A 24,459-nucleotide genomic window follows, 5' to 3' on the forward strand; every position below is an offset into this window, starting at 1 on the left:
AAGGGTAGATGTCGGTGTCGTTTACGGCCGCAACCGTCTGCACCGCCACCGGGTTCAACATCGTCGCCAGTTCAGGACAAACCATCTTTCGTGTCGCCACCACGACGTACGGACCCATCAACCCTCCACCACGCGTGCCGGCAGAAAAACCCGTCGAAGACTGGTCACGATGGGACGCCCCAGGGCGCACGATCTACGGCTGCACCAGCGCAACCGGGGCACTGGTGGAAGTCCTGGAATACATCCGACCCGACCCACCACAAACACCTCTAGCCGAACTGTTCGACGACGTCACCCCCGACGACGCGGCAACGCTGGCCGAACAGATCGCACGTGAACTGCCCGCTCACGGCGCGATGATGTACCGATCCATCTCACAAGGGTGGCGAGAATCCCGTTCGCTCTACGAACTTCAGCTCCCCACCAGCGGATGGTTCGTCAACATCACTGGCGCACAGTCAATTGCGACGTTATCTGAACATCTGCGCTCAAACCTGCTCGCAGACTGCAACATTGACCAACTCACCGTCAGCGAGTTGACCAGCTCAGCCGAACGGCACAAACAGCTCACCACCGGCATCGCAACCTACATCCGCGACCAGATCGTCCTCGTCGACGGGCAACGACCCCACGGCATCATCTACCCCTCCAAATGGGGAACCTCCCTCGGGGACAACTACGCCATGTGGTTGCGCCGCAAAGACGACGGCACCGGAACCGACGAACTCATCGAACTCGAAGCCTCCACCCTCGGCAAACATACCGAACACCTCGTCGAAGCAGCGCACCTGCGGGGCATGAGAATCTTCTAACCCAGCGGCCGAGTGTCGTGATTGCGTCCGCTCGGGACATAAGTATCGAGAGGCGCCGCGGTCTCCGACGGGAGCTGATCCTTTGCACACCCAGAGCCGGCGGGTTCGGTTGTCGCGGTCCGCAAATCACTGGCCCCACAGCCTCGGTGGGTTCTATCTTGTGGGGACGGGGGCTGCACGACATAGTGCAGTAGTTATCAGGCTTAGCCTGATGCTGACGCTGTTCCCCACGGATCCTGAATTGCCGCGCCGTAGATGAGAGTGAGATTGCTTTCCCCATCTCCTGGAGCGGTCGGGGTGCCCGCAGAATTCTCGTCAGCGGGTTCGCAGAGTTTCCACGCACCAGAGTTCCATAATCGGTTAGTTAGGGGGCATGTCGGAAGTCCCTCTGCATGACTTCTCTTGGTTCACCAGCATGCCGCCGGAGGACCGATTGACACTGGCATTTGTTTCCCCCCCATTGACGTGCACACGATTGCGGCTGATCTATGACATAGAGACGCATACGTACCGGACAACATCGGCGCCGCCGGTATGCATGGCGAAAAGATATTCCTACCGACGGCGTGGTTCTCGGATCCGTAGCAATATTGGTTGGTTCTTTCCACCAAACCCTTTCCTTATGAACGATTGTCACTCCTACGGCACCAAATCGCCGACCACCTGGACGTACGGCCCCGCCGATCGGGCACCGACCCGTCCGCGGCATGTCCAACCGACCGCGCAGACAACTCAGGCGACGGCACCTACCGCCAACCCGCGGTACGGAAGAAAAGTGCCACTAGCGGATCCTGAGTGGAACAAATCCGCACAAACCACTGCGCGCTGGAACTTTTCACCCTGAAGCTGACGGTTGACTTCCCCTACAGCAGCGAAGGTCATGACAATCCAGGCGTGCCCGTCGTGGCGGGACGGCAAACGCGCTCCACCGAAACAGTGCAGGCCCACACCGTGATAGCGCCCGGCCGACCCTGACCGCCCAAGCGCACGCTCTCGGTGTTGCCTCCACTGACCGGCCCGGAGCGTTCATCGACACGACTGAAAGGAACCGGGCATGCCCATCCTGACGAACCCACAGATGTCCTGATCGTCGGCGCCGGATCCGCCGGGGCGGTTCCTGCTGCACGCCGGAGCGAAAACCCCGCCCGCCGCGTCGTGCTACTCGAAGCCGGACCTGACTACGGCCCAGGTGAATTCCCCGCCGCGCTGCTCGACGCCGACCGCATCGCCCATCTCCACCACGACTGGGGCTACACCTCACGAGGCGGACCACTCAGCCCCCAAATCCCCACGATGCGCGGCAAAGTGATCGGCGGAAGTTTCGCTATCAACGTTGGTGCCGCCCACCGCCCCCGCCCCGCCGACTTCGCGTGCTCGATCGAGCACGGGCTCGACGACTGGACCTTCACAGACGCCCTGAAATACTTCCGAGCCCTGGAGAACACCGCCACCGGCCACGATGACTTTCACGGACGAAGCGGGCCAATGCCCTTGCGCCAACTTGCGACTCCGACCTGACCCCCGCACACCGCGCCTTCGTCGACGCCGCGATTGCCGGCGGCCACAAGCGGATCACCGACTTCAACGGCGCCGAGCAGAACGGCGTCGGACCCTTCGCAGTCAACGTTGTAGACGGAGTGCGGCAGAATACAGCACTGGTCTACCTTACCGCCGAGGTACGGGCGCGCTCGAATCTGACTGTGCGCAGCGGGGTCACCGTTGATCGGGTCCTGCTACGAGGGGAGAGCGCAACCGGGATCGTCACCGCAGACGGCGACGTGCAACACTCCGATGAAGTGATTCTCTCCGCCGGCACCTACGGAAGCGCCGCGATCCTGCTGCGCTCCGGCATCGGCCCCGCCGCCGAGCTGACGTCGCTCGGCATCAATCCCCACACCGACCTGCCCGTCGGTCACCACCTGCAAGAGAACCCGTTTTTCCACACCGTCTACGCCCTCGCCCCAGATCGAGCGGCGGTAACTCCCGCCCTCGGCGCGCTGCTATGGACTGCCTCTAGTGAGGCCACAGACGGCGAACTCGACCTGAACATCGTCGCGGTGCATCCCAACGGAGCTCCTTTCATGCCTGCCGGAGGAATCACTGCTCTATCAACGGCTCTCGTGCTTCCCGAATCACACGGCACACTTCGCGTTTCCAGCCCCTGATTGACCACAACTACCTCGGCACCGACCATGACCGCCGGCGCATGCCCGAAGGCGTACAGCTCGCCCGCGATCTGGAGCGTCACCCGGCGCTCGCGACTGCACTTGCAGGGTTAGTGGCCCCGCATGAACTGCCCGACGAGCCTTCGCAACTAATGCGCGTGATCGAATCCAATCTGTCCATCTACGGTCACCCCACCTCGACCGTTCCTAAGGGCGCCGCAGGCTCACCTCAGGCCGTCGTCGACTCTCGCGGCGCCGTGCACGGATTCGCCAAACTGCGCGTCGTAGACGCCTCGGTCATCCCGTGCGTGCCGTCCAGCGTCACCAACCTCACAACAATCATGCTTGCCGAACGTATCGCCCACCTCGTCTATAGCCCTTGATATCGATAGAAGGTAAAGGATTGTGCGGCAGAGTGTTACGAAAAGTGTTGCATCAAAACGAAAATGGGAAGGGAAGATGTTGGGCAGAAGCGGCGTGCATGACGCCATTAGGGGCCTTGTGGTGATGGCTGGCGCGATCGTCCTGGCGGCCTGCGGGTCCACGAAGAGCGATCCGACGCCCAGCCCAGTCATCTGTGTTCGACCGGACGGTGTCCAAGTGCTCGCTTTTCATGTCCAGGTGACGCCGGCTAAGGGGAAGATCCCGACGAGCTCGTTCTGGCTGGAGACCGAGAACGCCATCCCGATCTCGGTGCAGGCGCCAGTGAGACCGGTGTTGCGACGCCCCCGCTGGGCCCCGAAGTGGCCGCAGATGCGAAGGGGTATATCACCTTCGAAATCCGGCGCAGGACAAAGGCGATTTTCCTCGATCTGTACGCGAGTCAGGACACAACTGGGAGCCCTATCGCCAAGTGGTCTATCGGAGAACTGGCGCTGACTGCGCCCTGCCCCGCCGCTTAGGGCAGGCACTGTCGCCGTGGGCAGACAGCGTCATCACGCGGATTATTAGGCTCGTGGTCGGGTCCTCGCTTCGTCGCTCTCCGGGGGTCCCGGGCTGTCGCGCTCCAACACTGAGGCGTGGCACCGCTAAGCCGATCGGCGGCGCACTCGGGCTGGGATCGGGCCACCGGCTACCATGGTGAATGGGACGGCAAGTGGGAATTCATCGGCGATTGAGGTGATTTCGGCGGTGCGGATGATGGCGGCGAGCGCGAGGACGGCTTCATACATGGCGAAGTGGTCGCCGATGCAGGTGCGCCGCCCCTTACCGAAAGGAATGAAATGCCAGGAGTCGCGGTCGCGCACGCTCTCGGGACTGAATCGGTTGGGGTCGAAGGTCAGCGGGTCGGGCCAGAGTTCGGGTGCACGGTGGAGGCCGAAGATCCCGACCAGCACCATGGAGCCGGCGGTCACGCGGTAGCCATCGATGGCGATGTCGCGTTCTGCGGTGCGCCCGGCCACTGCGACTGGTGGGCAGAGGCGCATGGCCTCTTGAATGACCTGTGTGGTGTAGGTGAGCCCCCCGAGATCGTCGGGGGTCAGGGGTCGTTCGCCAAGAGCGAGCACTTCGTCGGCGACCCGTCCTTGGATCTGGGGGTGGTGCCCAAGTTGCCACATCGCGTAGGCGATCGCGGTGGCTGTGGTGTCGTGTCCGGCGACCATGAAGGCGATCAGGTCGCTGCTGATATCGAAGTCGGAGAGCGTTTTTCCGGTCTCGGGATCAGTTGCGCGGATGAGCGCCTGGACAAGTGGGGCGTCGAGGTCGGGGTGAGCTCGGCATTTGGCGACCACCTCGTCGGCGAGCTCGCGCATGGTGGACACCGCGGCCCGGGCGCGCCGACGCGCGGGAGTGGGTAGCCAGTGTGGGGCACGGACGGGGCGCATGCCGCGGTCGGCGACATAGCTCAGGGCGATGTTGAGTGGCTCAGCGAGGGATTCGGCGCGGTTTTCGATGTCGGTGCCCAGCACGGTGCGGCCGAGGATGCGCATGGTGAGGCGGCGGGCTTCAGCGTCGAGGTCGACGGTGGTATCTGAGCCCCAGGTTTGGGCGATGGCTTCGCCAGCTGCGGCCATGTGCGCGGCGAACGACTTGACCTGCTGTGGTGTGAAGACCTGCTGCAGTGTGCGCTTGCGGGCGATCCAGGGGGCGTTGGGGAGGTCAGCGAGGTTGTCGCCCATGAGGTGGCGCATCTCGTGGTGAACGAGGGTGCGGTCGGTGGCATCGTGGCTGCGTGCGAGCGCGTCTCGGGCTCCGGCTGGGGACATGACGAAGACGATGGCCGGGCCGCCGCCGCCAGGGCCGAGTTGCACTCGTGTGATCGGCCCACCGGATTCGCGTAGGTCGATCTGGCCCTGGTCGTAATGGCGCGCGGCGTAGGTGCGCTTCCGCCAAGACAACGGGTTAGCTGGCGCGAGTGGTAGCGCGGCAACGTCGACAGTGTGGATCGTTTCCTCGGGCATACGTTCCTCCGGTGACGGATGGAGGTGAAGCGGGCAGGTGTTCTATTCTGCCCGCCTTGGGAATGCCGCGTCTCTGTGGAGTGAGTCTCTCGTCGACTACTGAGCGTCGGCGCGATCGGCGACGCTGGTGAACTGCCCTTTGCGTATCAGGCTTGTGACGGCCGCGTCCCACCGCTGAGTCTCGTCGGGTTGATAGAGGGGTGCGTCGAGGTGCCTTTCGATGTGCGGGCGCAGGATGATCGATCCGATCCGCAGAATCAGGGGCGCCATGTGGCCCCATACCGGGTCGATGTCGTCCATGACGAGGCCCTGCGCGGCGAACGCGGCGCCTTGGGCCTGGCTGATCTTGAAGAGGCCGTCGAAAATGACTGTGCCGACTTTCCCGCCCTCGGTTAACGCGCGGCCGACATAGTCCATGACTGCTGGGTTCTTGCTCATGAGCGCGGCGAATCGGCCGCTGGCCTCGGCGAGGCCTATAGAGGGATCTGCGGTTAACGGTTGGCGTTCGAGCGCTTCGCTGAAGACGGTGAGTACGTGTTTGTCGACGGCTGCGATGAGCCCTGACTTGCTGCCGAAGTAGTGCTGGATGAGGCCAGGGCTGCAGTGAGCTTCGGCTGCGATGGTTCGTAGTCCAGTCGCGGCAATTCCCTGCTCGGCGAAGCATTTGATCGCGGTGTCACGGATGAGGTCGAGTTTTGTGATCTCCGCGGGCGCTTCGGGCGGGAGAAAGACAGAGCCATCCATTCGCAAGACAATACAGGAGTATGGTCCAACAACACGTCTGTATTGTTTTGACAGTGCGAGCGTATAGGATCGGTTGCTATGGTGAAGTCGCGCCGCTGGGTTCTGGGGGAACGCGCGCGGCGACGGCCTTAGATAGTTCGCAGGGGAGGGTCAGGGGCGGTTATGCAGGTGTTCCATACGCAGATAGGCGGCACAGGGTGCTTGCGGCGAAATCGCAGCGCAGCACTTGGCCGACATCGCGCGGCCTACGGACCGCCGAACAGGCAGCACGCTGATGACTAGGGCGCGCCAGCCATGGTTGGCGGCATTGTCCGGTCGGCAGGGCCCGATCGATCCGCGACGCCGGGACTCGCCACGCACGCGGGCATTGGCGGGCACTCCTGATGCACTCACCGAACGAGTGCTGACGGCGATCGGCGAATTGGATATCCCTGACCCGTGGGGGGTCGAGGAATTCTCCAGATCGGTGAGCCGCCACACCGGCCGGCCGATCCGCATCGAGCCCTATCCTGCGACCTCGGCCCCGTCAGAGCGTCCGTGCGGCATATGGATTCGCGGCGACAGCACCGACATTGTCTTCTTCGACCCGTCGACTTCTCGCTACCACGCCGAACACACCATCCTGCATGAATTGGGGCACGTCGTGATGGACCGCTTCGGCTGGCCAGAACAGGCCCCCACCGGCTGCGATGATGTGGTGGCAAGCGTCTCAGAGTTGCTCGCTGGGGGATTATACGAGCTTGACGCCGAGGTGATCTCGCAGATGCTGTGCCGCACATCCTTTGAGAACGACCAAGAGGAGGAGGCGGAGCTGTTCGCCTCGCTGCTTATGTCTCGACGCCATCGCGTGCGGGAGAGGGGACTGTCTTTCCGCGACACCATCTTGGGTCGCTGAGAAATCTCATGGTCGACGATGCACTCCCAGCGCCGGTGGCGTTCGCGCTCCTGCTGATACCGACGGCCGTCCTCGTGGCGCGACTGTCAGTTCTCAAATCGACGAAGGCCGATCGTCTCCTGAACGTCTCGGTATTGCTGTTGACATGCGTTGCTGCGAGCCGCGACCCGATCGTTCAATCGTCACTGGCTCGTGCCAGCGGCGGGCTCCTGACCCCCGCCGAACTCGGCCAATTGAGTGAAGCCACGATCATGCTGAGCGCGGCGGCGTTCGCGTCACTGGGCCTAGCGTGGCTAAACAAGCCGCTATCGCGCCGCGCCTTACTTGGCTTGTGGCTCATGACATTAGGTTCGACCGCCCTGGTATATCTGCTTATTCAGGCGTGCGATCCTGCGGGCGCTGCGTCCCGCAGTCTCCACTCGGGGTGGGCGATCGTCGCATACTCGGGCAAACCTGCGGTGGCGATTGTCGCAGTTGTCGCCCACGGCGCACTCAGTGTCGTCTTCTGCGCCATGCTCTTGGTCGTTGCCGCACGCGAGCTCATGGGACGCCCCAACGGAGTGGGTCTACTGGCTTGCTTTTCAGTTGCAGCACTTGCTGCTTCGTGGATGGTGCAAACACTCCTGGTGTCCGCGGTGGCACTCATTGCAACCTCAAGCCACGCCGCCTCCCTCGACACCTTCGCCATGTTGAACAGTCGTTGGCCGATTCTGGATGCGGTCGGGTTCGCGACGCTGGCCGCTACCCCGCTAGTGCTTAGTGCATTCGACCGCACCGGTATGGCGATCGTGCTGACTCGTTTGCGTCGCCAACTAGGCCCAATGTGGACAGAGCTCGTTGCCACCTGTCCTGAGGTTGTGCACTCGAACCCGAGTCATCGCAGGCTGTCCGACCCCCGCGCCAGACTGCACATCAGGGTCGTCGAAATCCGCGACGCACTGCGGACTCTGTCCCGCTATATCGCCGAAGAGGACAGGGCCTACGCGCAACGACAGACCCAGAGCCCCTCCATGCAGTACGCGATCTGCCTGCGGCTGGGGAGCAGGACGAAGGACCAGGGCGGCAAAGTCCGCTCCAGCGCGAACAGTCCACCGTCCACGGCTGACGGACTGATAGATGACGCCCGCGAGCTCGTTCGACTCGCACGTGCCTGGCGGGAAGCAAACACGCTGCTAGCGGCAGCACCACCTAGTTACGCTCTCTCATGAGACGGGTTCCGCGGTGAGTTTGATGCTGTCGCTGGCGTACGCGATGTGCCCAGACAACTGTGCGGATCGCCGCGACTGCGTAGATGCCGTTCTCGCCGTCTGGCTTATCGCCCAACGGCCGCTCTGGGTACGTGAGAGTGGCCGCTGGGGCCGACCAAGTTCAGGGCCCGAGCTTGCTGATCCGGCCACCAACCAATGTTCTGCCAACGCTGGCCGGGTTTGACCGGTGAAACCGGGCGCAGGCGGGATCACGATGCCCTGCATATCGTCTCGGATTGGCTATGTCAACTTCAGTTGGCCCCAGTGGGACGGTTCGAAGTGGCTCCGGCGCGTGCCTGACGATTTCGTAGGCGCAGCCGTCGTCGGCGGCCCTGTGTGACACTCAGACGATGCCGCTGTTGTTGTTGGACTTGGACAACACCTTGGTTGACTGTGCTGCGGCTTTCTTGAGGTGGGCTCGGCGGTTCACCGCGATGCATGGCGGTGATGTCGAATGGTTTGTCGCCGCCGACGCTGATGGGTATGAGCCACGCGACCGGCTGGCGGACCGCATTCGTGCTGAGTACTCCCTCGACGATGCGGTGTTCGCTTCAGTGCGAGCCGATTTGAACTTGGGGATGGCCGATGACCTGGTGCTCGACGCTAACGTTCCGTTGGCGTTGGCACGGGCACGAACTGCGGGATGGGTGCCGGTGGTTGTGACCAACGGGCCTGTATCTCAGCCTCCAATGAGCGGGTTGTCCGCCACTAGGTGGACTTCGGCCTTATCCTCACTCCACTGCTGGCAGGTGTACTTCGGCAACAACTGATTGCCGTCGGTGAACTCATTCATGACGCAAGGGACTGCCCCGAGTTCAGTTGACTCGCGGGGTGTGAATTTCAGGCCGCGGTTGCAACTGGTGTGTGGAGCAGTTCGAACTCTATCGGGGTGAGCTTGCCGAGTGCGCGTTGCCGGCGGCGGCGGTGGTAGGTCCGCTCGATCCAGGACACGATCGCCAGGCGTAGTTCGGCGCGGGTGGACCATCGTCGTCGGTCGAGCACGTTACGTTGCAGCAGGGCGAAGAACGACTCCATTGCGGCATTGTCACCGCACGCTCCGACTCGTCCCATCGATCCGTGTAATCCGTTGTGTGACAAAGCGTGGACGAACTTGCGAGATCGAAATTGGCTGCCTCTGTCGGAGTGGACAATCGTCGAAACGGGCGAACGCAAGGCCACGGCGTTGGTCAAGGCGGCCACCGCCAGTGAGGACTTCATGCGGGAGTCGATCGAGTAGCCGACGATTCGGTTGGAGTAGACGTCTTTGATGGCGCAGAGGTAGAGCTTGCCTTCGTCGGTGCGGTGTTCGGTGATGTCGGCCAGCCAGACCTGGTTGGCGGCCTGGGCGCTGAACTGACGTTGCACGAGGTCGTCGTGTACTGGTGGTCCGGATCGGCGGTTCAGTCCACGCTTCTTGGCGAAGATCGACCAGATTCGTTCCTGCGAGCACAGCCGTCCGACGCGGTTCTCGCCGGCGGTGATCCCACGCCCGGGCAACTCATCAGCGATGAACCGGTACCCGAAGGCGGGGTCATCGGCGTGGATGTCGCGGGCGGCGTTGATCAGGTGCGCATCGTCCCAATCACGCTGAGAAAGCGGTGCTTTACGCCACTTGTAGAACGCCTGGGTGGAGAATCCCAGGACCCGGCAGGTCACCGTGACGGGCACGCCGTCATCGGCAAGGTCGAGGACCAGCGGGTACATCATTTTGGGTTGGCGTCCCGCGACAAGTATCCGACCGCGCGGCGCATCACCTCCGCTTCCTGCTCGAGGAGTTTGATCCGCTTATGTGCTTCGCGCAGCTGCGCAGCCATATCGTCAGCATTGGTCGGTGACGTGGGCTGGCTGCGGCCGTCCTCGCGGTCGGCGATCTTGAGCCAGCGGTGCAGGCAGGCCTCCGAGATTCCGAAATCCTTCGCGATCTGACGCAGGGGCGCCTCGCCCTTGCGGGCCACGGCGATGACGTCGGCGCGGAACTCGGCAGGAAACGGTGTTGGCACGAGGTTGATCCTTCCAGCAAGGACGAATCCTCACAGGTCAGGAGTCAACCAAACCGGGGGCAGTCCCGTGGCAGGTCACCCGCCGCTACCTGCCCGAGGCCTCCATGGCTGAGCTGCGCGAAGTCATCGCCACCAGACACGCCGCCACCGAACCCATCGCCGAACAACGCCAAATCGCCTAGTTCTCATCATGACTCGTCACTTCTCCACGGTCGCCTTCGCCCCGATCCTCAAGGCCGGCTTCGTCGCCGTGCTGCCCGCGGTCTACGACTTCGTCGGCGGGATCGCCGACGAAGCTGGTCTCCGACCTTCTGATCCGCGGCTGGTCCCCGACGGCGGCCCACAGTGCCCCGGCGCCGCTGCGGCGGTGTCGGGGCACATCGGCATCCCCCTGCCGCGGAGGCTGGTTGCGGCGGCCGGCGAAGCCGGGGCAGCTCGCTCGGGGCTGCGGCGATGATCGTCTGGCCGTCGATGCCTACGAACTCGAAAAGGGTTATGTCAGCGAACTCGGGCACCAGGTAGATCGGATACGACGCCTGGCTCTGGCGAACCCTGGCCACGAAGCGCGCCCGACTGCGTCATGTTCCTGCCTGCCGCCACCGGCAGAGGTGCCGACGCACACATGGTCACCTGGAAAGTCGCCTACAACATCGCCGGTATTCGCGACTCGATTCTGCGGTAGGCCCCTTCGAGTTGTGCAGTGACCACATGAGCTGAGTGCTCGTCGCCGTTACAGTTGCCCACTTGTCACCCGTACACAGCCCTAACCCAGGTTGCCCATAGGGCCCGCCTATTGCGCGTTGTTACTGTCGAGGTCGCACGACGAACGGGTCGTGCGGAATCACCACGACCAAAGGGAGTTGAACGATGACCCGGAGTGACCCCACGACCCAACCGGCCGGCCAGGCGTGAGCATATTTCCGATGTCGCGGTCGGTGAACCGGCGATCGTTCGTGATCGGTTTAGGTGCGCTGGCCGGGGTCACGGCGATCGCGGCGTGCTCGTCGGGTTCGCAGCAGTCGAGCGCCGGCTCGCCTGCCCCGTCGGGTCCTCTGGTCTTCGACAAGGACACCTACGCCGAGAAGACCGTGACGATCACCACCGACTCCGGTGACAAGGTGGTGGTCTACCGCTTCTACGGGCCGCTGACCTACGTGGCGAAACCCGTGGACACGGACCACCAGAGTCTGGTGATCAGCGTCCCCGTCACCATCGACGGAAAGCCCGTCGACGTCACCAACGCCCCCGTGCTGTTCGCCAACGCGGTCGGCGGCTACATGCCCGCATCGGTCAAGGACGCGACCGGCGTCGGCGGGGCGGCGATGGAGATGGGTCCCCTCGCCCCGCCCAGCGGCGCCGCGCCGGGAGGGGCACCCTCCGGCAGCAATGCCATGCAGGGCGGCGGGGGCAAGCAGGTCAGCCTCCCGAAGCTGGCGCTGGCCGCCGGCTACGTCGTGGTCGAACCAGGCTGCCGCGGTCGCACTCTGACCGACGCCAAGGGCGTCTACTACGGCACCGCGCCCGCCGCCATCGTCGACCTCAAGTCCGCGGTGCGCTACCTGCGCTTCAATAAGGGCCGGGTTCCGGGGAACGTCGATCGCATCGTCTCGACGGGCATCAGCGCCGGTGGGGCACTGTCGGCACTGCTGGGTGCGTCGGGTGACAGCCCGGAGTATGCCAAGTACTTCACCGAACTCGGTGCGGCCGACGCCAGCGATGCCATCTTCGCTAGCGGAAGCTGGTGCCCCATAACGGATCTGGAGCACGCAGACGGTGCCTACGAATGGAACTGGGGCGCCAACGTCAACGATGGCACCGGCAAGGTGGTCGACCAGAGCCTTTCCAAGGCGCTGCGAGACCAGTTCGCTCAGTATCAGGACAGCCTGAAACTTCTGGGCCGCAACAATTTTGGTCCGCTGACCGCGGAAAACTATGCCGACTACTTGCTACGGAGCTACCTGCAGCCGTCGGCCACTAGGTACCTGGCGGGCCTGCCGGATGCCGACCGGACCACCTATCTGGCGGCCAATCCCGGCATCACCTGGTCGAACGGAGCCGCATCGTTCACCTGGGACGGCTTTCTCGCCCACGTGGGGCCCCGGCGTAAGTCGGCGCCGGCGTTCGACTCGTTCGACCTGTCAGCTCCGGAGAACAACGAATTCGGCACGGGCATGACCGAGAGTCGGCACTTCACTCAGTTCAGCCTCGACCGCAACACCACCGGCCTCACCAACCGGACGCTCGACGCCGACATCCCCGGGTTGCTGAACCTGATGAATCCGATGTACTTCATCGGCCGGCGCAACGAGAACCGGGCGAAGCACTGGTGGATTCGCCTCGGTACCAAGGACACCGACACCGCACTCATCGTCTCGGCCAACCTGGCCGCCGGCCTGGACAACCTCGGCGACGACGTCAGCCACCTGATGTACTGGGACGAGGGACACGGCTCGAACACCGACGCCGCGGACTTCATCAGCTGGGTCGCCAAGATCGCCGCCTAGCTGCGCGACGCTATCGCGATCGTCGGGATTGTGTGGCAAGAACCGCTCGAGCACTTTTCCGCGGTTCTCCAACCTCGCCTCCGCTCTGTGCTGCTTCGTCGAGGGCTATGTGCGTGCCCCAGTTTGGTGGTGGCGAGTTGCTCGGCCATGGGTAGTGCCGGTGCCGGTGTCACCGCGTGTGGCAGGTGCAGGCTTCCCGGATAGGGTTCAGAGCGCCGAAGGGGGCGGTGACGCCCGACCCGACGTCGCGATAGGTGATGCCGAAGGCCAGGCCAGCGTCGAGGGCGGTGGGGCTTGACCCCGGTTGGTGGACAAGGGATTTGGATTAAGCAGTTTCTGGCAGCGTAGCGAATGTGCGGGTGTTTTCGTAGCTGGCCGGGCTGGAATAGCGGCAGCGGGAGTGCCTCCGTTTCAGGTTGCAGCGGACCAGCCATCGGAACACTTCGCGGCGGCAGGTAGCAGCGTTGAGCGACTGGCTGCGGTCCTGCAGGATCTCGCGTCTGAGGCTGGCGTTGAACGATTCGGCGAGCGCGTTATCGGCACTTGACCCGATCCCGCCCATAGACTGGGTGACGCCCAGATCTGCGGAGAGTGTCGCGAAATTGGTTGAGGTGTAATCACTTCCGTGATCCGAATGGAACACAGCACCCGCCAGTGAACCTCGCATCGCTTCGGCGGCGATGAGGGCATCCTCGACGAGTTCGGTGCGCATGTGCTCAGCGATCGCCCACCCCGCCACTAGGCCGGAGAAGTAATCGATCACCGTCGCGAGATACAGATTCGACCCGGCCGCCAAGGGCAGGTAGGTGAGGTCTCTGAGGTACTTTTCGTTGGGTGCCGCTGCGGTGAAGTCCCGGTTGAACAGGTCCGGGACCTTCTGGTTGGCCGGATCCGGTGTGGTGGTCTTCACCCGGCGGCGGCGTCGGTAGCCGGCGATCTTGGCCGCCCACATCACCCGCGCCACCCGTTTGTGGTTGACCCGCTCCTGCTCGGGCACGCCGTCGTTGAGTTCAGCGCTGATCCGCGGCGCCCCGTAGGTATTGTCCGCCTCATGGATGGTACGGATCCGTTCGGCCAGTTCCTGGTCAGCCGCTTCGCGGGCGGCGCGGCCATCGGCACCAGCAAGCCAGGCGTAGAACGAGGAACGCGCGATATCGACGATCGCGCACAGCCACTTCACCGGGTAGGTGTCGAGGTGGTCGGCGACGAACTGGAAGCGGCTCACCAGTTCGTCTCCCCGGCGAAATATTTGGCCGCCGAAAGCAGAATGTCGCGCTCGATGGACAACCGGGTCTTGTCCGCACGTAGCTGCCCTACTTCGGCACGTCGCCGGGCCAGCTCCTGGTCAGCAGTTTCTGCGCTCGATACCGGTGCGGCACCAGTGGTGGGGTTGCGATGCCGAATCGGCACCCCGGCCGCCTTGCGCCAGGCCGACAGCGTCACCCCACTGATGCCGAGTTCGTCGGCGATCTGGGTGATCGTCGCGCCTTCAGTGTCTCGGTACAGCGCCACCGCGTCCCGTTTGAACTCGTCCGGGTAATTTTTCCTTGCCATCGTGATGGATCATCTCGCTTCCCCCGCCAATCTTGCGGGATTCAGCGTGTCCAACACCTGGGGTCAGGACCCGTGATGGTGTGGGCGATGAAGTTGGCCGCCGTTTATCGCTACGGTTCAAGTACGACCCGGTGGGTGCTTCGTCTGCTGGGCACCGATGGCGGCGGTGTGATAGCTAGCCGCAGGACTAGTGCTATCGAGTCTTCGGCGTCCACGTGCACCAAGGCGTTGAAATCCGATTGAAGCTGGGATAATTCGTCGGCAAAGGGCTTCGAGAGTGCGGCTATCTCGGCTGGAGTGTGAGCGTAGAGGAACACCGGTGAGACTGGTTGTACGCCCCACCCGCGTTGTTGCGCGGCGATCCACACTGCCTCGACCGCCGCGCCTCCGTGGGCATAGTCGGTCAACGTCTGTCCGTGCACTGTAATGATGGCCAGCGCGGAGCTGGCCAGGACGCGGTCTCTCATGTCATCGCCGAGTGCGGAGCCGGCGTTCCACTGCGCTAGGTGGGCCATGACGTCTGGGCGACGAAGTACTCCGAGCACGGCCATGTCGCCGTCGTCGAATTCGAGACTGCGCACGTCGATTCCCGCGTCGGGGTCGGGATCGCCGGGCCATCGAAGCTCGCCGATCATCTCGGTGTGGAGGTGTGGGGTGAGGAACCGGATGCGGTCCGCTGCGGCCAGAATGTTTGCCGCTCGGTCGAGCTCGTCTTTCGTCGTGATGAGGTGGAGTCGGCCCTGATGCGCCTCCGCGGTGATCGTGAGGGCGGTGATGGTGTCGATGTCGAGAGGTTTGGCTGTTCCGTGGTGGCGATTGGTGACTCGGGCCATCATGGGTTCGTGCAGCGCCCCAGTAGGGTCTGCTGCACGAATAGGTGACATCTGAGTTGGCTTGCCCGGGACGGGTGAGCTGGAAGGATGTCCTTGTGCCCAGGCCCTACCCCCGAGAGTTCCGTGACGATGTTGTGCGGGTCGCTCGTAACCGCGATGACGGTGTGACGATCGAGCAGATCGCTACTGATTTCGGTGTGCACCCGATGACGCTGCACAAGTGGATTCGCCAAGCCGATATCGATGAGGGCACCAAGCCCGGGAAGAGCACCGGCGAGTCTGCGGAGCTGCGGGATGCGCGGCGGCGGATCAAGTTGTTGGAGCAGGAAAACGAGGTCCTGCGCCGGGCGACCGCGTATTTGTCGCAGGCCAATCTGCCGGGAAAAGGGTCTACCCGCTCGTGAAGGAGCTCGCCGCCGACGGGATTCCCGTCGCGGTGACGTGCCGGGTACTTAAGCTCGCCCGCCAGCCCTATTACCGCTGGCTGGACCAGCCGATCACTGACGCCGAACTCGTCGAGGCCTACCGCGCCAACGCCCTGTTCGACGCCCACCGCGACGATCCGGAGTTCGGGTATCGCTACCTGGTCGAAGAGGCCCGCGATGCTGGTGAGCCGATGGCCGAGCGGACCGCTTGGCGCATCTGCTCGCAGAATCGGTTGTGGAGCGTGTTCGGCAAGAAGCGCGGCAAGAACGGCAAAGTCGGGCCGCCGGTGCACGACGATCTCGTCGAGCGCGACTTCACAGCAGATGCACCAAATCAGTTGTGGCTCAGCGATATCACCGAACACCGGACCGGCGAAGGCAAGCTCTACCTGTGCGCAATCAAGGACGTGTTCTCCAACCGCATTGTCGGATACTCGATCGACTCCCGGATGAAATCCCGGTTGGCCACGACCGCGCTCAGTAGTGCGGTTGCACGACGAGGTGGAGTGGCCGGTTGCATTCTGCACAGCGACCGCGGCAGTCAATTTCGAAGCCGAAAGTTCGTTCACGCCTTGGGTCGTTACGACATGGTCGGCTCGATGGGCCGCGTCGGTGCCGCCGGCGACAATGCGGCCATGGAGAGCTTCTTCAGCCTCCTACAGAAGAACGTGCTCGATCGCCGCCGCTGGGCCACCCGCGAGGAGTTGAGGATCGCCATCGTCACCTGGATCGAACGGACCTACCACCGACGCCGACGCCAGGCCGGCCTCGGGCGCTTGACCCCGATCGAATACGAAGCGAGTATGACCACACCGGCCAGTCAGGCTGCGTGACCGCAACTGTCACCTGATCGTGCAGCAGACCCGTATGCAATGTGGAGGGTCATCCGCCGCCCACGCGGCCTGTTCGCATGTGTCATCGGAGACGGCGTCTCTGGGGGTGTGTAACTTTCGGCACTGGCTAATTTCTATACGGCTGTCTGCGTGGTAGTGCCATGCGTTGTGCCGTTAATTGCTTGGTGCTGAGGCGAGTCCACGCATGTCACTACCACGAGAACGGTGAGCCTCGCCGCTGTCAGTGCAAATGCATGAGGATGCTGTGGGCGAACTGTGCAGCTGAGTCGGTGGCGCCCGCGCTGGCAACCCCGCCACCGCAGACCGCCATGATAACGGCAGATGTGATGAGCCGTTTGATACGGCGGATTGCGTGAACCATGAAGGTGAAGACGACGCCAACCAGGATCCCGACGGACATTTGCGGGTGAGCCCCAACGAAATTGAGCATGTCGTCTACAGTCACGAGAACTGAGCCTAGCGAAGCGCGTGACACTGCCGGGACGCTTGGCGGCAGTTCACCGACTGAGGCTGGCGAGACGAACATAAAGATGTCGGCGCCTCGTCGCATCTCACGAGATGGCCGTCTCCGTTGTCGGTGGCCGATGCTAATGTCGGCTGTGTAGGGCAAGCCAAATGAGGAGAGCGCTGATTCCCGTAAAGGGGAGTAGCGATGTTCGGCGTTGGTTCCTATGTCAAAGTCCGCGAAGGCGTCTCTGGTGCAGAAGGCCTTGAAGGTTCGTTGTGCCAGGTGGTGGGTGTTCAGGGCGCGCTGCGCGATATTCGTCGCGTCGATGCCTCCACGGAGGCCCTATCCGGGATTTCGGTGCGATTCGTCGCCTCGGAGCTCGAACAGGCTGACAGGTAGAGGTACCCGCTGTGGCGTAGGGCTCGACGGCACCCACGCCACAGCGGGACCGACCTCTGGAGGCCAAACGAAACTGTTGTGGTCGAAGCCGAGAGCATAGAGCTTGCGGTTGAAGATGCTGGGCCGAGGACTATGTCTGGCAACGCTTTACGGGTCCCCTGCTGAGCATGACGCGCCCCAGCCATCGGAGGGTGATGCGGCCGGTGGCTTACTTTTCACCCCTGGTGGGCCGCGTCACGTCGAGAGTTTGATCCTCACGGATGGGTGAACGAGGTCGGCCCGACAGGTCGGGTAGGGAGAAGAGACCCTCACCGACATCGCTGCAGTACGTGGCAGTTGGACGTGGCGCCCGGCGGAGCTGGTTCGATGGCGGGTATGCGTCGAGGTGTGAAGCGCCTCTACCTCGCGACAGCAAGGGCCGCAGCGGGAACGGTTCTTGTGAGCCCGAACGCGAGTAGAATTCGGGACTGGTATCGGGCGAGGTGCAGGCTGCGATGGTATGGCCGAAAGGAGGGTAGTGATGACTACTGAACAGTGGTTTCACCTTCCAGATGTGTTTTTGCTGATCGCGATATCCTGCCTCGCACTGGTGGGGCTGATCTTTGGCGGTGCCTTTGTGATCGATCTGATTGACGGGTTCAAGAGGCGCGGGATCACTGCCGCGGAGCTGCAGATCGATTCACAGGATGAGGTGAGCAGCAGGGAAAAGATGCGCCCACGAGTTTGGGCGCGCCACACCAAAATGCCCCTCGGCAGTAATGGGAATCCGCGCTAGTTAGGCGTGCAACGTCCACTATTGGACCGGCGTTGCTGCGCGATATCGATTCGTACACGCCAGGCCGTCGCTGCCTGGCCGCTGAAACCTCTGCCCGGCATCAAAGTTCACGCGGGCAGGTACGCGCTCAAGCCGGAGGCGTCGTGCGGCGAGCTAGCGGCACGATCACCTACGGGCCGATCTGGGACTGGCAGCGCTCGTACGTCTTCGAGTGCATGGCCGGCCATGGAATCGAGCCGAATCTCTCTACCGCCAGCTCACCGGCCCCGGTGTCGCCAAGCTGCAGATCAGGGTTGACTCGGTCATGTCGCTGCAAGGACACCGCGCGGTCCAGCGGTCTGTTCGGTTCGACGGGTTCGTCGCCGCGGACATCGCAGCTGTCAGGAAGGCCGCCTTCAGTAGGTGGATCCGCTGGTAGCTCAACCGGGGGTGGGAGTTCCGGGTGGGCGCCTTGGTGGTGGGCCTGCACGAGAGCACCGGGCCGGAGACCTGGCGGTGGGCGCGTATCGAGGTCGGCACCGGACATGTGCTGGCGGGTTGGTCGGGTGTACTCGTCGCGGTCGTGTGGGACCGATCGCCACCGTAACCCTGCGGGTGAAGCGCGGCGGCGCACTTCGGCGGTACTATCGAGACGGAAGGGCAGGCCAACACGGGTCGGCCCGACATCTCCGGAAGGGAGAAGGAATCATGACCGTAGGACTGGTGGGTCTGTCGCCCGCCGCTAGCTACATCCAGGAGGACGACATCGACGAGCCGCCCTACTTGTGGTCGGACCTGATCGCTCGACGCAACGCGCTGAGCTTGCGGGTCGAGGACCTTGTGCCGGTGCTACGGGTCGATCTGCGCAAGTACCGGTCGAGGGAGACCGGTGCACTGGAGGTGGGCCCGGACCTCGTCGACGAGCTGATCGCTATGGAGGAGTTCGTCGACGGCGAGGTCGCGCGACTACTCGCCGCCGCGCCGGCTGACGGCATCGTGGTGCTGCACGCCGTCGTCGACCAGACCGAATTCGAGGACGCTCATCCTGATGCTCGGACGGTTCGGGACCTCGTTCCCTACCCGATGTCGCTGCAGCACGTCGCGGTCGGTCGCGCCGCGGCGCAGCTGAGCCGGGATCGCCGTGACGTGCAGGTGTACCGCGGCGAGCAGCGCGGTGACCTGACCGTGCGCCGTCTGGCGGCCGGCTTGCTGAAGGAAGAGACAGCACGGCTGCTGGGTATCGACGCCAAGAAGTACGCCAAGTTCGAGCGCAGCACCGCGGCGCCGCCGGCTGGGCTGGTAGCCGAGCTACAGGCCGTTGACGACTTCATCGTCGAGAGCGCCGGCCAGCTCGACGTCACCGAGGTCGACGGTGTCAGCGTCGTGGTGATGATCGACGATCCGGAGGTATTCGAGCGGGCCTACCCGCACGCTCGAACCAAGCGCGACGGGACGGTCTTTCCACGGCGGGTGCATCGGGTGGCCGCCGCGCGCCGTGCCTATGAACTGGAGTCCGCCGGCCGGTCGGTGCGCATCGCAGTCGCTGACTGATAACACCTCGGCCGGCCCGCTCACCCACCCCCCCCGGCACAGGGATGGGGAGTGGGTGAGCAAATAGCAAGACGCCGCGAGCCCGATGATCGAAGACACACCCTGCAGCTCGCCGATCTGACGGCAGGGGGCGGGATAATGGTGCGAGCTCCCTGTACGGCCGTGTGGGTAGCCGGGGTCACTTAGTTTTGGAGGCGCTCCATGCCGCTTCGCAGGTTGATGTCGGCGGTGCGATGACTACTTCGCGAAGCAGCGCCGCTCGCTCGGAGAGGCCAGAGGTAGAGGCCCTGCGAAACGCGACTGCGCCCGTTGTACTGCTGATCGGCGATTCCGGCACAGGAAAGACTGCCGTTCTGCGGGCGAGTCAAGATCGAGAGGAAAGCGGACTAGCCTGCCCTGCTCCTGTTGTGTGTGGATTTGATAGCGGGGCGTTGCAGAATGCACTGCTGACAAGCCTGGCGGACGCGATATCCCTTGTTGTACAGGAACGTTCGGCCTGGAGACGTTTGGGTGACCAGCTTGTGGACGCCGCCGTAGCCACAGTCGTCGCGATCGGTCGGGATTTGGCGAAGGCGGTTGCGAGGGAGCTGCTGGCGATGGCCAAAGCGCGCATCGGGGTGAGGGTTGGGTCGGACGTGGGTGCAGCGGTCACCGATTTTTTTCACAGGTTCCGTACCCCGCCGGACGAGGAACTCCGGCGCGACATCAGGTCACGCACCGATGCCGGCGTTTTGAATGTGATTATGGCGCTGGCAGAGAAAACCGCGGAAGTGCTCGATCGCGATATTGTCTTAGCCCTCGATGAGGGCAACCGTCTCAGCGACGACGACCGCCGCATCTTGGCGTCAATCACCACGAATCCTCCACAGCGAATCAAGATCGTCGTAGCGTGGTCGAACGCCTCAGCCTTGAACCGCGATGGCATCCAACTCCTCAACGAGGCGGGGTGTTCGACTGTTCTGCTGGATGGCATGTCGCAAGAACAGATAACCGACTGGTTGCGCGCCGAACGGATTGACGTCTCGTTCACCGATCGGGCTTGGGAACTGACCAATGGTTATCCGCTCCTGATTGAGGGCCTTATCCCGCATTTGCGTGCCAGGCAGCCAATCGACGAGTACACGCCGCCGGACGTGTTCGTGAACGTGCTGAACGCCGCGTTGCTGCGGCTGTCTTCCACTGCGAATGCTGCCGCGCGACGCCTGTCCGTGTTTGTTGAGCCGATCGATGACGAGAAAATCGCCCCTTACCTCGGCGTCACAGCCGTCCAATGGGGAACGCTGCGTGCCGAGTTGGAGGATGCGCGGATTCTGACCGTCGCACGTGACCGTCAGCTGTGGTTCCACGAGATGCGTCGCGAACACATATGGAACAGTGTGATGTCCGCCGCCGAGCGCATCGAGGTGGGCCAGGAAGCTTTCGAAGTCCTTCTTGCAGAGCACATGGCACGCGGGGGTGGCATCGATTCAGGCCTTGCTGTGCCGTTGGCCAAGCTTGCACCGCTGGCATCCGAGCGACTGGCGGCAGATCAAAGCCTCCATGCTGCCGTCGGATTCGGACGTGACGAATTGGCAATCATCGCCGCAACAATGGAACTGGTTTCCGACAACGAAACCTTCATCGCGCCCGCCGACAGCGTAGTGGCTCACGCGCAATCGACGTTTGGTGCCGGCGACGGTGCGATCGACGCGTTGGCGGCGGTGGTCGATCAGAAGTTCGTGATGGTGCAGAACCGCCCCATAGAGCCGGGGGAACCGGTCACCGAAGGTCAACGGGTCGAGATCGCCGCGATCGACCCGGCAGTGGAAGTCGTCTTGCACGGGCGTTTCCAGATGGTGCTCAGCCGGCCAGCGATCCCAAAGGTCGCGGCCATGGTCGCACGAAGTCACCTCGAAGAGGTGCGGCTCGAATCGACCTTCATGATCATCGGCGCCGATCAGGTGGACACTCTGGACCTGATCTCCTGGGCAGCGCTAAGACGCTCCTGGCTTCGTGAGCCGATGCTTGGCATCCGACTTCGGCTGGGTGATCAGCCCATCAGTGTAGCTGCCATTTTCAACACCCGAGAAAACCGCGCTGCCGCGGAAGCACACGCACTCACGGTCGATGGTGCCCGGTCCGCGGGCCGGCTGCTCACTGTCGAGAAACTCTTCCTCGACCCCAGTGTATGTATTCCTTCCGGACGCTTCTTGAAAAGCGTTTGGCTTGCGACAGGTTTGGCAGTGGAGACCAATCGTCAGGGGACGACGTGGAGGCTGCAGAACGATCAGGCGTTGTTAACCGGCGAGTTCGCGCGTCGGCAAGTTGATTGTCTACGCCTGGTGCGCAACGCCGCGACCGAACTGGAGCGAGACGCGCTCGAACTCGACCTGCCGGTTGGGGTCGGCGTCGCCGATCTCGGTGAGCGTATGTATTGGATCGAACTGTGTGGGACCGAAGCGGTGATCGAACTCGATCCCGCAGTGGCTGAGGACATCAGTACCTCTGATCCATACATGTTCTCCCGGGTTCGCGCGGCCCTGGGCCTTGAGGCGGGCCAGCGGATCCGCAATTTCACCGTGCAGGTCCGCAACGGCCCACTTATTGAGGATCCCGTCGTCGACGCCCTTGGCCAACTGCATCGCAAAGCCCGGCGGTTTAACGCTCAACAGTCTGCCCGCCGTGTCCATTTCGAGCAAACCGATCTGTGGGACCTCATCACTGCCGCTCATCAACGCGACGCTGCATTAGCGCGGAGTATGTCAGAGACCTTGACGATCGGCGGCAGTCGGGGCCACCGCGTTGAACGTGGCCTGCGTGTCGCACTGCAAGTTGTTGGGAACCCACGTCGATGGGGAGGACAGATGGCTGCAGCCGCCTATCCCTTTGGAGATCCCAGCGATGTCGACGTCCACTTCGTTAACGATCCGAACGTTGCATCTCCAAACGAACTGTTCGAGCGGGCATTCGGTGCCGGCGCGGATCGGTCCGATTTTGTAGGAGGAACAAACCACAACGTCATCGCGGGTCTGCTTGGCTACCAAGCCGACGAAATACATTTGTATCGCTAGCAATTCGCTCTGCGGAGCGCCAAACGGCATGCGCAGGTGACCTGACTCGACTCCAGCCAGAGATGTGACCACTATTCTGCTGTTGCGTTTTGCAGGTGGCCGCCGTTACTCGAGGTGAAGCCGCTGTCACAGTGAGCAGCGGCACCGACCGCCGCTCGACAACGTGTCAACTCCGCGACGGAGCGTGATCAAGCGACCTACCGCCGAGCGCGTACCGTCTCACCAGCCTTCAGAACGGCGTGCAACTTCACGGGCGACGATGGTGACGACGTCGATGGTGTCGGTTCGATGCATCCCGGGAATCACATTTGGATCGGTGGAAACCACCTGGACTCCAAAGGCATTCGCCACGGCCTGAGCATAGGAAGCGCCATCGACCTCGCCACTGGGCGGAATGGTGCTCATCTTGACGACCAGCCCACCCCGCGACGGCGCACCAACCTCGTCGCGTAGGGCCCCGTCGTCGACGTGGGCGCTCGTCGAGCAACATTGAGCGGCTCTCGCGACACGCCGACGACTTGTCAAAGTAGCCAGGCGCGTCCTGCCAATCTTCATTGCATCTCGACATTTGTTGCTGTTGACTGATGACGGCGTGCGACGAGTTGTCGGTGCGCGATCGTAGAATCCTGGTGTTGGGGCCTGCCGTTGGGGCGGGCCCGCTGAGCCCAAGGGAAGGGGCTTCATCATGGGAATAATCGAGCAACCTCAGCAGCCGGAGGCGTCGGCGATGCGTGCGGCGGTGCTTGCCGATACGCGGGCCAAGATCGCGGCGAACGGGTGGACGGTGATCGCGGTGTTTGCGACAGCGGCGCAACTGGGACCGTCGTTCGCATACACGGTGGGTCTGTCGGAGCAGGGGCTGCCAGAGCTATCGGTGTATGGGCTGCCGGGCCGGGTGGCGCATAGTTTGCTCAACGAGGTGGCGCGCAGGATGGTCGGGTCGAAGTGTGCGCTGCAGACCGGTGAGCGTATCGAGGGTGTCCTGGTCGACGACGTGGCGTTGGTGGCCGTGGCGATGAGCGACGCGAGGGAGCTGAACCTGGTGCGCGAGATCTACGGGTCGGTCGCGGCCGCGGTACAGGTGGTGTGGCCGGACGCCAATGGGCTGCTGCCGTGGGAGAACGGCGCCCAGGTGGGTGACGACGAGCAGCCGGTGCGCGGCAACCCTCCGGAGGCGCGGCCGGTGTACCGGGCAGCTCGGCTGCCGGTGTCGACCGCTCAGGAGCTGGCCGACCTGCTCAGTGAGCGGGAGTCCGTGATCGAGTTTCCGGGCGGAAGTTATGATCCGCAGCGCGACAACGACATTCGTGCCAATCGTGGGGCGTTGGCTTTGGTGGGTTACGCACAGCGTGTGGCGGGCGGGAGCTTGACCGATGAGGCCGCGTCGGCGGTGTCGGATCTCCGGCATCTGTGCGATGGGCTCGGTGTCGACTGGGAGGCGGCGGTGGCGTCCTCGGACACCAATTACCGAGACGAGATACTGGGGTTGTAACGCGCGGGAAGTGTGGTCGGCGGCTTCGTGCAAGTCTTGCCGACCGCACTACCACCCCACCCGGCACTGGAGTGAGGTGGTGGTCGATGAAGCGTTGCCGCGGAGGGCTTTTCGTTGTCCTCCTCGTCGGTGGCGGCGTGTAGTTTGGAGAGGTACGGGCAAGCCGTTGGGGGCAGGCCCACTCACCCGAAAAGGGAACCTCCCTGCGTGGGAGAGTGGGTGTGTGTGGTGGTGTGTGACGTGATCGGGAAATGCTGTTGTGCCGCTGACTGTTCGGGGTTCTCTGTCGGTGTGCTGCGTTAGTATCACGGTGTTGGGCAGGTCAGTCGG

Annotated in this window: 23 protein-coding genes and 1 pseudogene; 16 read left to right on the plus strand and 8 right to left on the minus strand. The window is 63.3% G+C overall.

What is annotated here, in order from left to right; genetic code table 11:
• The first annotated feature begins 8 nt into the window (after positions 1–8).
• The 4 genes from QN239_RS31960 to QN239_RS31975 all read left to right on the plus strand — a co-directional run bounded on the left by QN239_RS31960 (position 9) and on the right by QN239_RS31975 (position 3,360).
• Positions 9–812 carry an RES domain-containing protein gene (locus QN239_RS31960; protein ID WP_499017235.1) on the plus strand — a complete coding sequence of 268 codons (804 nt, stop codon included), beginning with the start codon at positions 9–11 and terminating at the stop codon, positions 810–812.
• Positions 813–1,811: 999 nt separating this feature from the next.
• Positions 1,812–2,330: a GMC family oxidoreductase N-terminal domain-containing protein gene (locus QN239_RS31965; protein WP_499017236.1), complete on the plus strand. Its 519-nt coding sequence runs from the start codon at positions 1,812–1,814 to the stop codon at positions 2,328–2,330.
• Positions 2,327–2,977: a GMC family oxidoreductase N-terminal domain-containing protein gene (locus QN239_RS31970; RefSeq protein ID WP_499017307.1), complete on the plus strand. Its 651-nt coding sequence runs from the start codon at positions 2,327–2,329 to the stop codon at positions 2,975–2,977. Before QN239_RS31965 ends, QN239_RS31970 begins: the two co-directional genes overlap by 4 nt.
• Before the next feature lie 41 nt (positions 2,978–3,018).
• Positions 3,019–3,360, plus strand: a complete 342-nt coding sequence (locus QN239_RS31975; RefSeq protein ID WP_499017237.1) for a GMC oxidoreductase — start codon at positions 3,019–3,021, stop codon at positions 3,358–3,360.
• Positions 3,361–4,005: 645 nt separating this feature from the next.
• On the opposite strand, the gene QN239_RS31980 is transcribed toward QN239_RS31975, so the two are convergent.
• Positions 4,006–5,379: a cytochrome P450 gene (locus QN239_RS31980; protein WP_499017238.1), complete on the minus strand. Its 1,374-nt coding sequence runs from the start codon at positions 5,377–5,379 to the stop codon at positions 4,006–4,008.
• A 96-nt stretch (positions 5,380–5,475) separates the two neighbouring features.
• The gene (locus QN239_RS31985) at positions 5,476–6,123 is read right to left on the minus strand and encodes a TetR/AcrR family transcriptional regulator (RefSeq protein WP_499017239.1); all 648 of its coding nucleotides are present in this window, start codon (positions 6,121–6,123) and stop codon (positions 5,476–5,478) included.
• Between the two features lie 274 nt (positions 6,124–6,397).
• Between QN239_RS31985 and QN239_RS31990 the strand changes: the two genes are divergently transcribed.
• The 3 genes from QN239_RS31990 to QN239_RS32000 all read left to right on the plus strand — a co-directional run bounded on the left by QN239_RS31990 (position 6,398) and on the right by QN239_RS32000 (position 9,035).
• A complete protein-coding gene (locus QN239_RS31990; RefSeq protein WP_499017240.1) occupies positions 6,398–7,018 on the plus strand; it encodes a hypothetical protein in 621 nt (206 codons plus the stop codon).
• 8 nt (positions 7,019–7,026) lie between these two features.
• Positions 7,027–8,226, plus strand: a complete 1,200-nt coding sequence (locus tag QN239_RS31995) for an MAB_1171c family putative transporter (protein ID WP_499017241.1) — start codon at positions 7,027–7,029, stop codon at positions 8,224–8,226.
• A 389-nt stretch (positions 8,227–8,615) separates the two neighbouring features.
• The gene (locus QN239_RS32000; protein ID WP_499017243.1) at positions 8,616–9,035 is read left to right on the plus strand and encodes an HAD family hydrolase; all 420 of its coding nucleotides are present in this window, start codon (positions 8,616–8,618) and stop codon (positions 9,033–9,035) included.
• A gap of 70 nt (positions 9,036–9,105) precedes the next feature.
• Here QN239_RS32000 and QN239_RS32005 read toward each other — a convergent pair.
• Positions 9,106–10,265 (minus strand): IS3 family transposase gene (locus tag QN239_RS32005; protein ID WP_499017244.1). Its coding sequence is split into 2 segments (ribosomal slippage): positions 9,106–9,974 and positions 9,974–10,265, totalling 1,161 coding nucleotides; the frame shifts between segments, so codons are not numbered across the junction.
• Positions 10,266–10,455: 190 nt separating this feature from the next.
• On the opposite strand from QN239_RS32005, the gene QN239_RS32010 reads away from it, so the two are divergent.
• Entirely contained in the window at positions 10,456–10,722 is a 267-nt protein-coding gene (locus tag QN239_RS32010) for a hypothetical protein (RefSeq protein ID WP_499017309.1), read from the plus strand.
• Positions 10,723–10,750: 28 nt separating this feature from the next.
• Here QN239_RS32010 and QN239_RS32015 read toward each other — a convergent pair.
• Positions 10,751–10,825, minus strand: a pseudogene (locus tag QN239_RS32015) (hypothetical protein); the annotation flags it as partial.
• Positions 10,826–11,188: 363 nt separating this feature from the next.
• On the opposite strand from QN239_RS32015, the gene QN239_RS32020 reads away from it, so the two are divergent.
• Positions 11,189–12,769 (plus strand): subtype B tannase, encoded by a 1,581-nt coding sequence (locus tag QN239_RS32020; protein WP_499017245.1) that lies wholly within the window; start codon positions 11,189–11,191, stop codon positions 12,767–12,769.
• 325 nt (positions 12,770–13,094) lie between these two features.
• Here the strand turns inward: QN239_RS32020 and QN239_RS32025 are convergent.
• Together QN239_RS32025 and QN239_RS32030 are read right to left on the minus strand one after the other, a co-directional pair.
• Positions 13,095–14,323 (minus strand): IS3 family transposase gene (locus QN239_RS32025; RefSeq protein WP_499017246.1). Its coding sequence is split into 2 segments (ribosomal slippage): positions 13,095–14,011 and positions 14,011–14,323, totalling 1,230 coding nucleotides; the frame shifts between segments, so codons are not numbered across the junction.
• Positions 14,324–14,433: 110 nt separating this feature from the next.
• Positions 14,434–15,156 carry a nitroreductase family protein gene (locus tag QN239_RS32030; protein WP_499017247.1) on the minus strand — a complete coding sequence of 241 codons (723 nt, stop codon included), beginning with the start codon at positions 15,154–15,156 and terminating at the stop codon, positions 14,434–14,436.
• Positions 15,157–15,251: 95 nt separating this feature from the next.
• On the opposite strand from QN239_RS32030, the gene QN239_RS32035 reads away from it, so the two are divergent.
• Positions 15,252–16,414, plus strand: a protein-coding gene (locus tag QN239_RS32035; RefSeq protein ID WP_499008985.1) for an IS3 family transposase whose coding sequence is annotated in 2 segments (ribosomal slippage) — positions 15,252–15,536 and positions 15,539–16,414 — 1,161 coding nt in all. Because the reading frame shifts where the segments join, the coding sequence is not laid out codon by codon here.
• A gap of 241 nt (positions 16,415–16,655) precedes the next feature.
• On the opposite strand, the gene QN239_RS32040 is transcribed toward QN239_RS32035, so the two are convergent.
• Entirely contained in the window at positions 16,656–16,880 is a 225-nt protein-coding gene (locus QN239_RS32040; protein WP_499017248.1) for a hypothetical protein, read from the minus strand.
• Between the two features lie 207 nt (positions 16,881–17,087).
• On the opposite strand from QN239_RS32040, the gene QN239_RS32045 reads away from it, so the two are divergent.
• From QN239_RS32045 to QN239_RS32065, 5 genes are all read left to right on the plus strand, one after another.
• Positions 17,088–17,282: a hypothetical protein gene (locus QN239_RS32045; RefSeq protein ID WP_499017249.1), complete on the plus strand. Its 195-nt coding sequence runs from the start codon at positions 17,088–17,090 to the stop codon at positions 17,280–17,282.
• A gap of 520 nt (positions 17,283–17,802) precedes the next feature.
• A complete protein-coding gene (locus tag QN239_RS32050; RefSeq protein ID WP_499017250.1) occupies positions 17,803–18,057 on the plus strand; it encodes a hypothetical protein in 255 nt (84 codons plus the stop codon).
• A 442-nt stretch (positions 18,058–18,499) separates the two neighbouring features.
• Positions 18,500–18,643, plus strand: a complete 144-nt coding sequence (locus QN239_RS32055) for a hypothetical protein (protein ID WP_499017251.1) — start codon at positions 18,500–18,502, stop codon at positions 18,641–18,643.
• 101 nt (positions 18,644–18,744) lie between these two features.
• Positions 18,745–19,587 carry a hypothetical protein gene (locus QN239_RS32060; RefSeq protein WP_499017252.1) on the plus strand — a complete coding sequence of 281 codons (843 nt, stop codon included), beginning with the start codon at positions 18,745–18,747 and terminating at the stop codon, positions 19,585–19,587.
• 521 nt (positions 19,588–20,108) lie between these two features.
• Complete coding sequence (locus QN239_RS32065; protein ID WP_499017253.1) at positions 20,109–22,637, plus strand: hypothetical protein; 2,529 nt, start codon at positions 20,109–20,111, stop codon at positions 22,635–22,637.
• 219 nt (positions 22,638–22,856) lie between these two features.
• Here QN239_RS32065 and QN239_RS32070 read toward each other — a convergent pair whose 3' ends face one another.
• Positions 22,857–23,042 carry a cupin domain-containing protein gene (locus QN239_RS32070; RefSeq protein ID WP_499017254.1) on the minus strand — a complete coding sequence of 62 codons (186 nt, stop codon included), beginning with the start codon at positions 23,040–23,042 and terminating at the stop codon, positions 22,857–22,859.
• Positions 23,043–23,322: 280 nt separating this feature from the next.
• Between QN239_RS32070 and QN239_RS32075 the strand changes: the two genes are divergently transcribed.
• Positions 23,323–24,129, plus strand: a complete 807-nt coding sequence (locus tag QN239_RS32075) for a DUF4262 domain-containing protein (protein WP_499017256.1) — start codon at positions 23,323–23,325, stop codon at positions 24,127–24,129.
• Positions 24,130–24,459: the final 330 nt, after the last annotated feature.

It is taken from the genome of Mycolicibacterium sp. Y3 (assembly GCF_051188035.1).
Lineage (GTDB): Bacteria > Actinomycetota > Actinomycetes > Mycobacteriales > Mycobacteriaceae > Mycobacterium > Mycobacterium fluoranthenivorans.

Bases quoted from the DNA above. Each gene is read 5' to 3' on its own strand.
- QN239_RS31960 (WP_499017235.1), top strand. From the start codon at position 9: ATGTCGGTGTCGTTTACGGCCGCAACCGTCTGCACCGCCACCGGGTTC.
- QN239_RS31975 (WP_499017237.1), top strand. From the start codon at position 3,019: ATGCCCGAAGGCGTACAGCTCGCCCGCGATCTGGAGCGTCACCCGGCG.
- QN239_RS31980 (WP_499017238.1), bottom strand. From the start codon at position 5,379: ATGCCCGAGGAAACGATCCACACTGTCGACGTTGCCGCGCTACCACTC.
- QN239_RS31985 (WP_499017239.1), bottom strand. From the start codon at position 6,123: ATGGATGGCTCTGTCTTTCTCCCGCCCGAAGCGCCCGCGGAGATCACA.
- QN239_RS31990 (WP_499017240.1), top strand. From the start codon at position 6,398: ATGACTAGGGCGCGCCAGCCATGGTTGGCGGCATTGTCCGGTCGGCAG.
- QN239_RS31995 (WP_499017241.1), top strand. From the start codon at position 7,027: ATGGTCGACGATGCACTCCCAGCGCCGGTGGCGTTCGCGCTCCTGCTG.
- QN239_RS32000 (WP_499017243.1), top strand. From the start codon at position 8,616: ATGCCGCTGTTGTTGTTGGACTTGGACAACACCTTGGTTGACTGTGCT.
- QN239_RS32010 (WP_499017309.1), top strand. From the start codon at position 10,456: ATGACTCGTCACTTCTCCACGGTCGCCTTCGCCCCGATCCTCAAGGCC.
- QN239_RS32020 (WP_499017245.1), top strand. From the start codon at position 11,189: ATGTCGCGGTCGGTGAACCGGCGATCGTTCGTGATCGGTTTAGGTGCG.
- QN239_RS32030 (WP_499017247.1), bottom strand. From the start codon at position 15,156: ATGGCCCGAGTCACCAATCGCCACCACGGAACAGCCAAACCTCTCGAC.
- QN239_RS32045 (WP_499017249.1), top strand. From the start codon at position 17,088: ATGTTCGGCGTTGGTTCCTATGTCAAAGTCCGCGAAGGCGTCTCTGGT.
- QN239_RS32050 (WP_499017250.1), top strand. From the start codon at position 17,803: ATGACTACTGAACAGTGGTTTCACCTTCCAGATGTGTTTTTGCTGATC.
- QN239_RS32060 (WP_499017252.1), top strand. From the start codon at position 18,745: ATGACCGTAGGACTGGTGGGTCTGTCGCCCGCCGCTAGCTACATCCAG.
- QN239_RS32070 (WP_499017254.1), bottom strand. From the start codon at position 23,042: ATGAGCACCATTCCGCCCAGTGGCGAGGTCGATGGCGCTTCCTATGCT.
- QN239_RS32075 (WP_499017256.1), top strand. From the start codon at position 23,323: ATGGGAATAATCGAGCAACCTCAGCAGCCGGAGGCGTCGGCGATGCGT.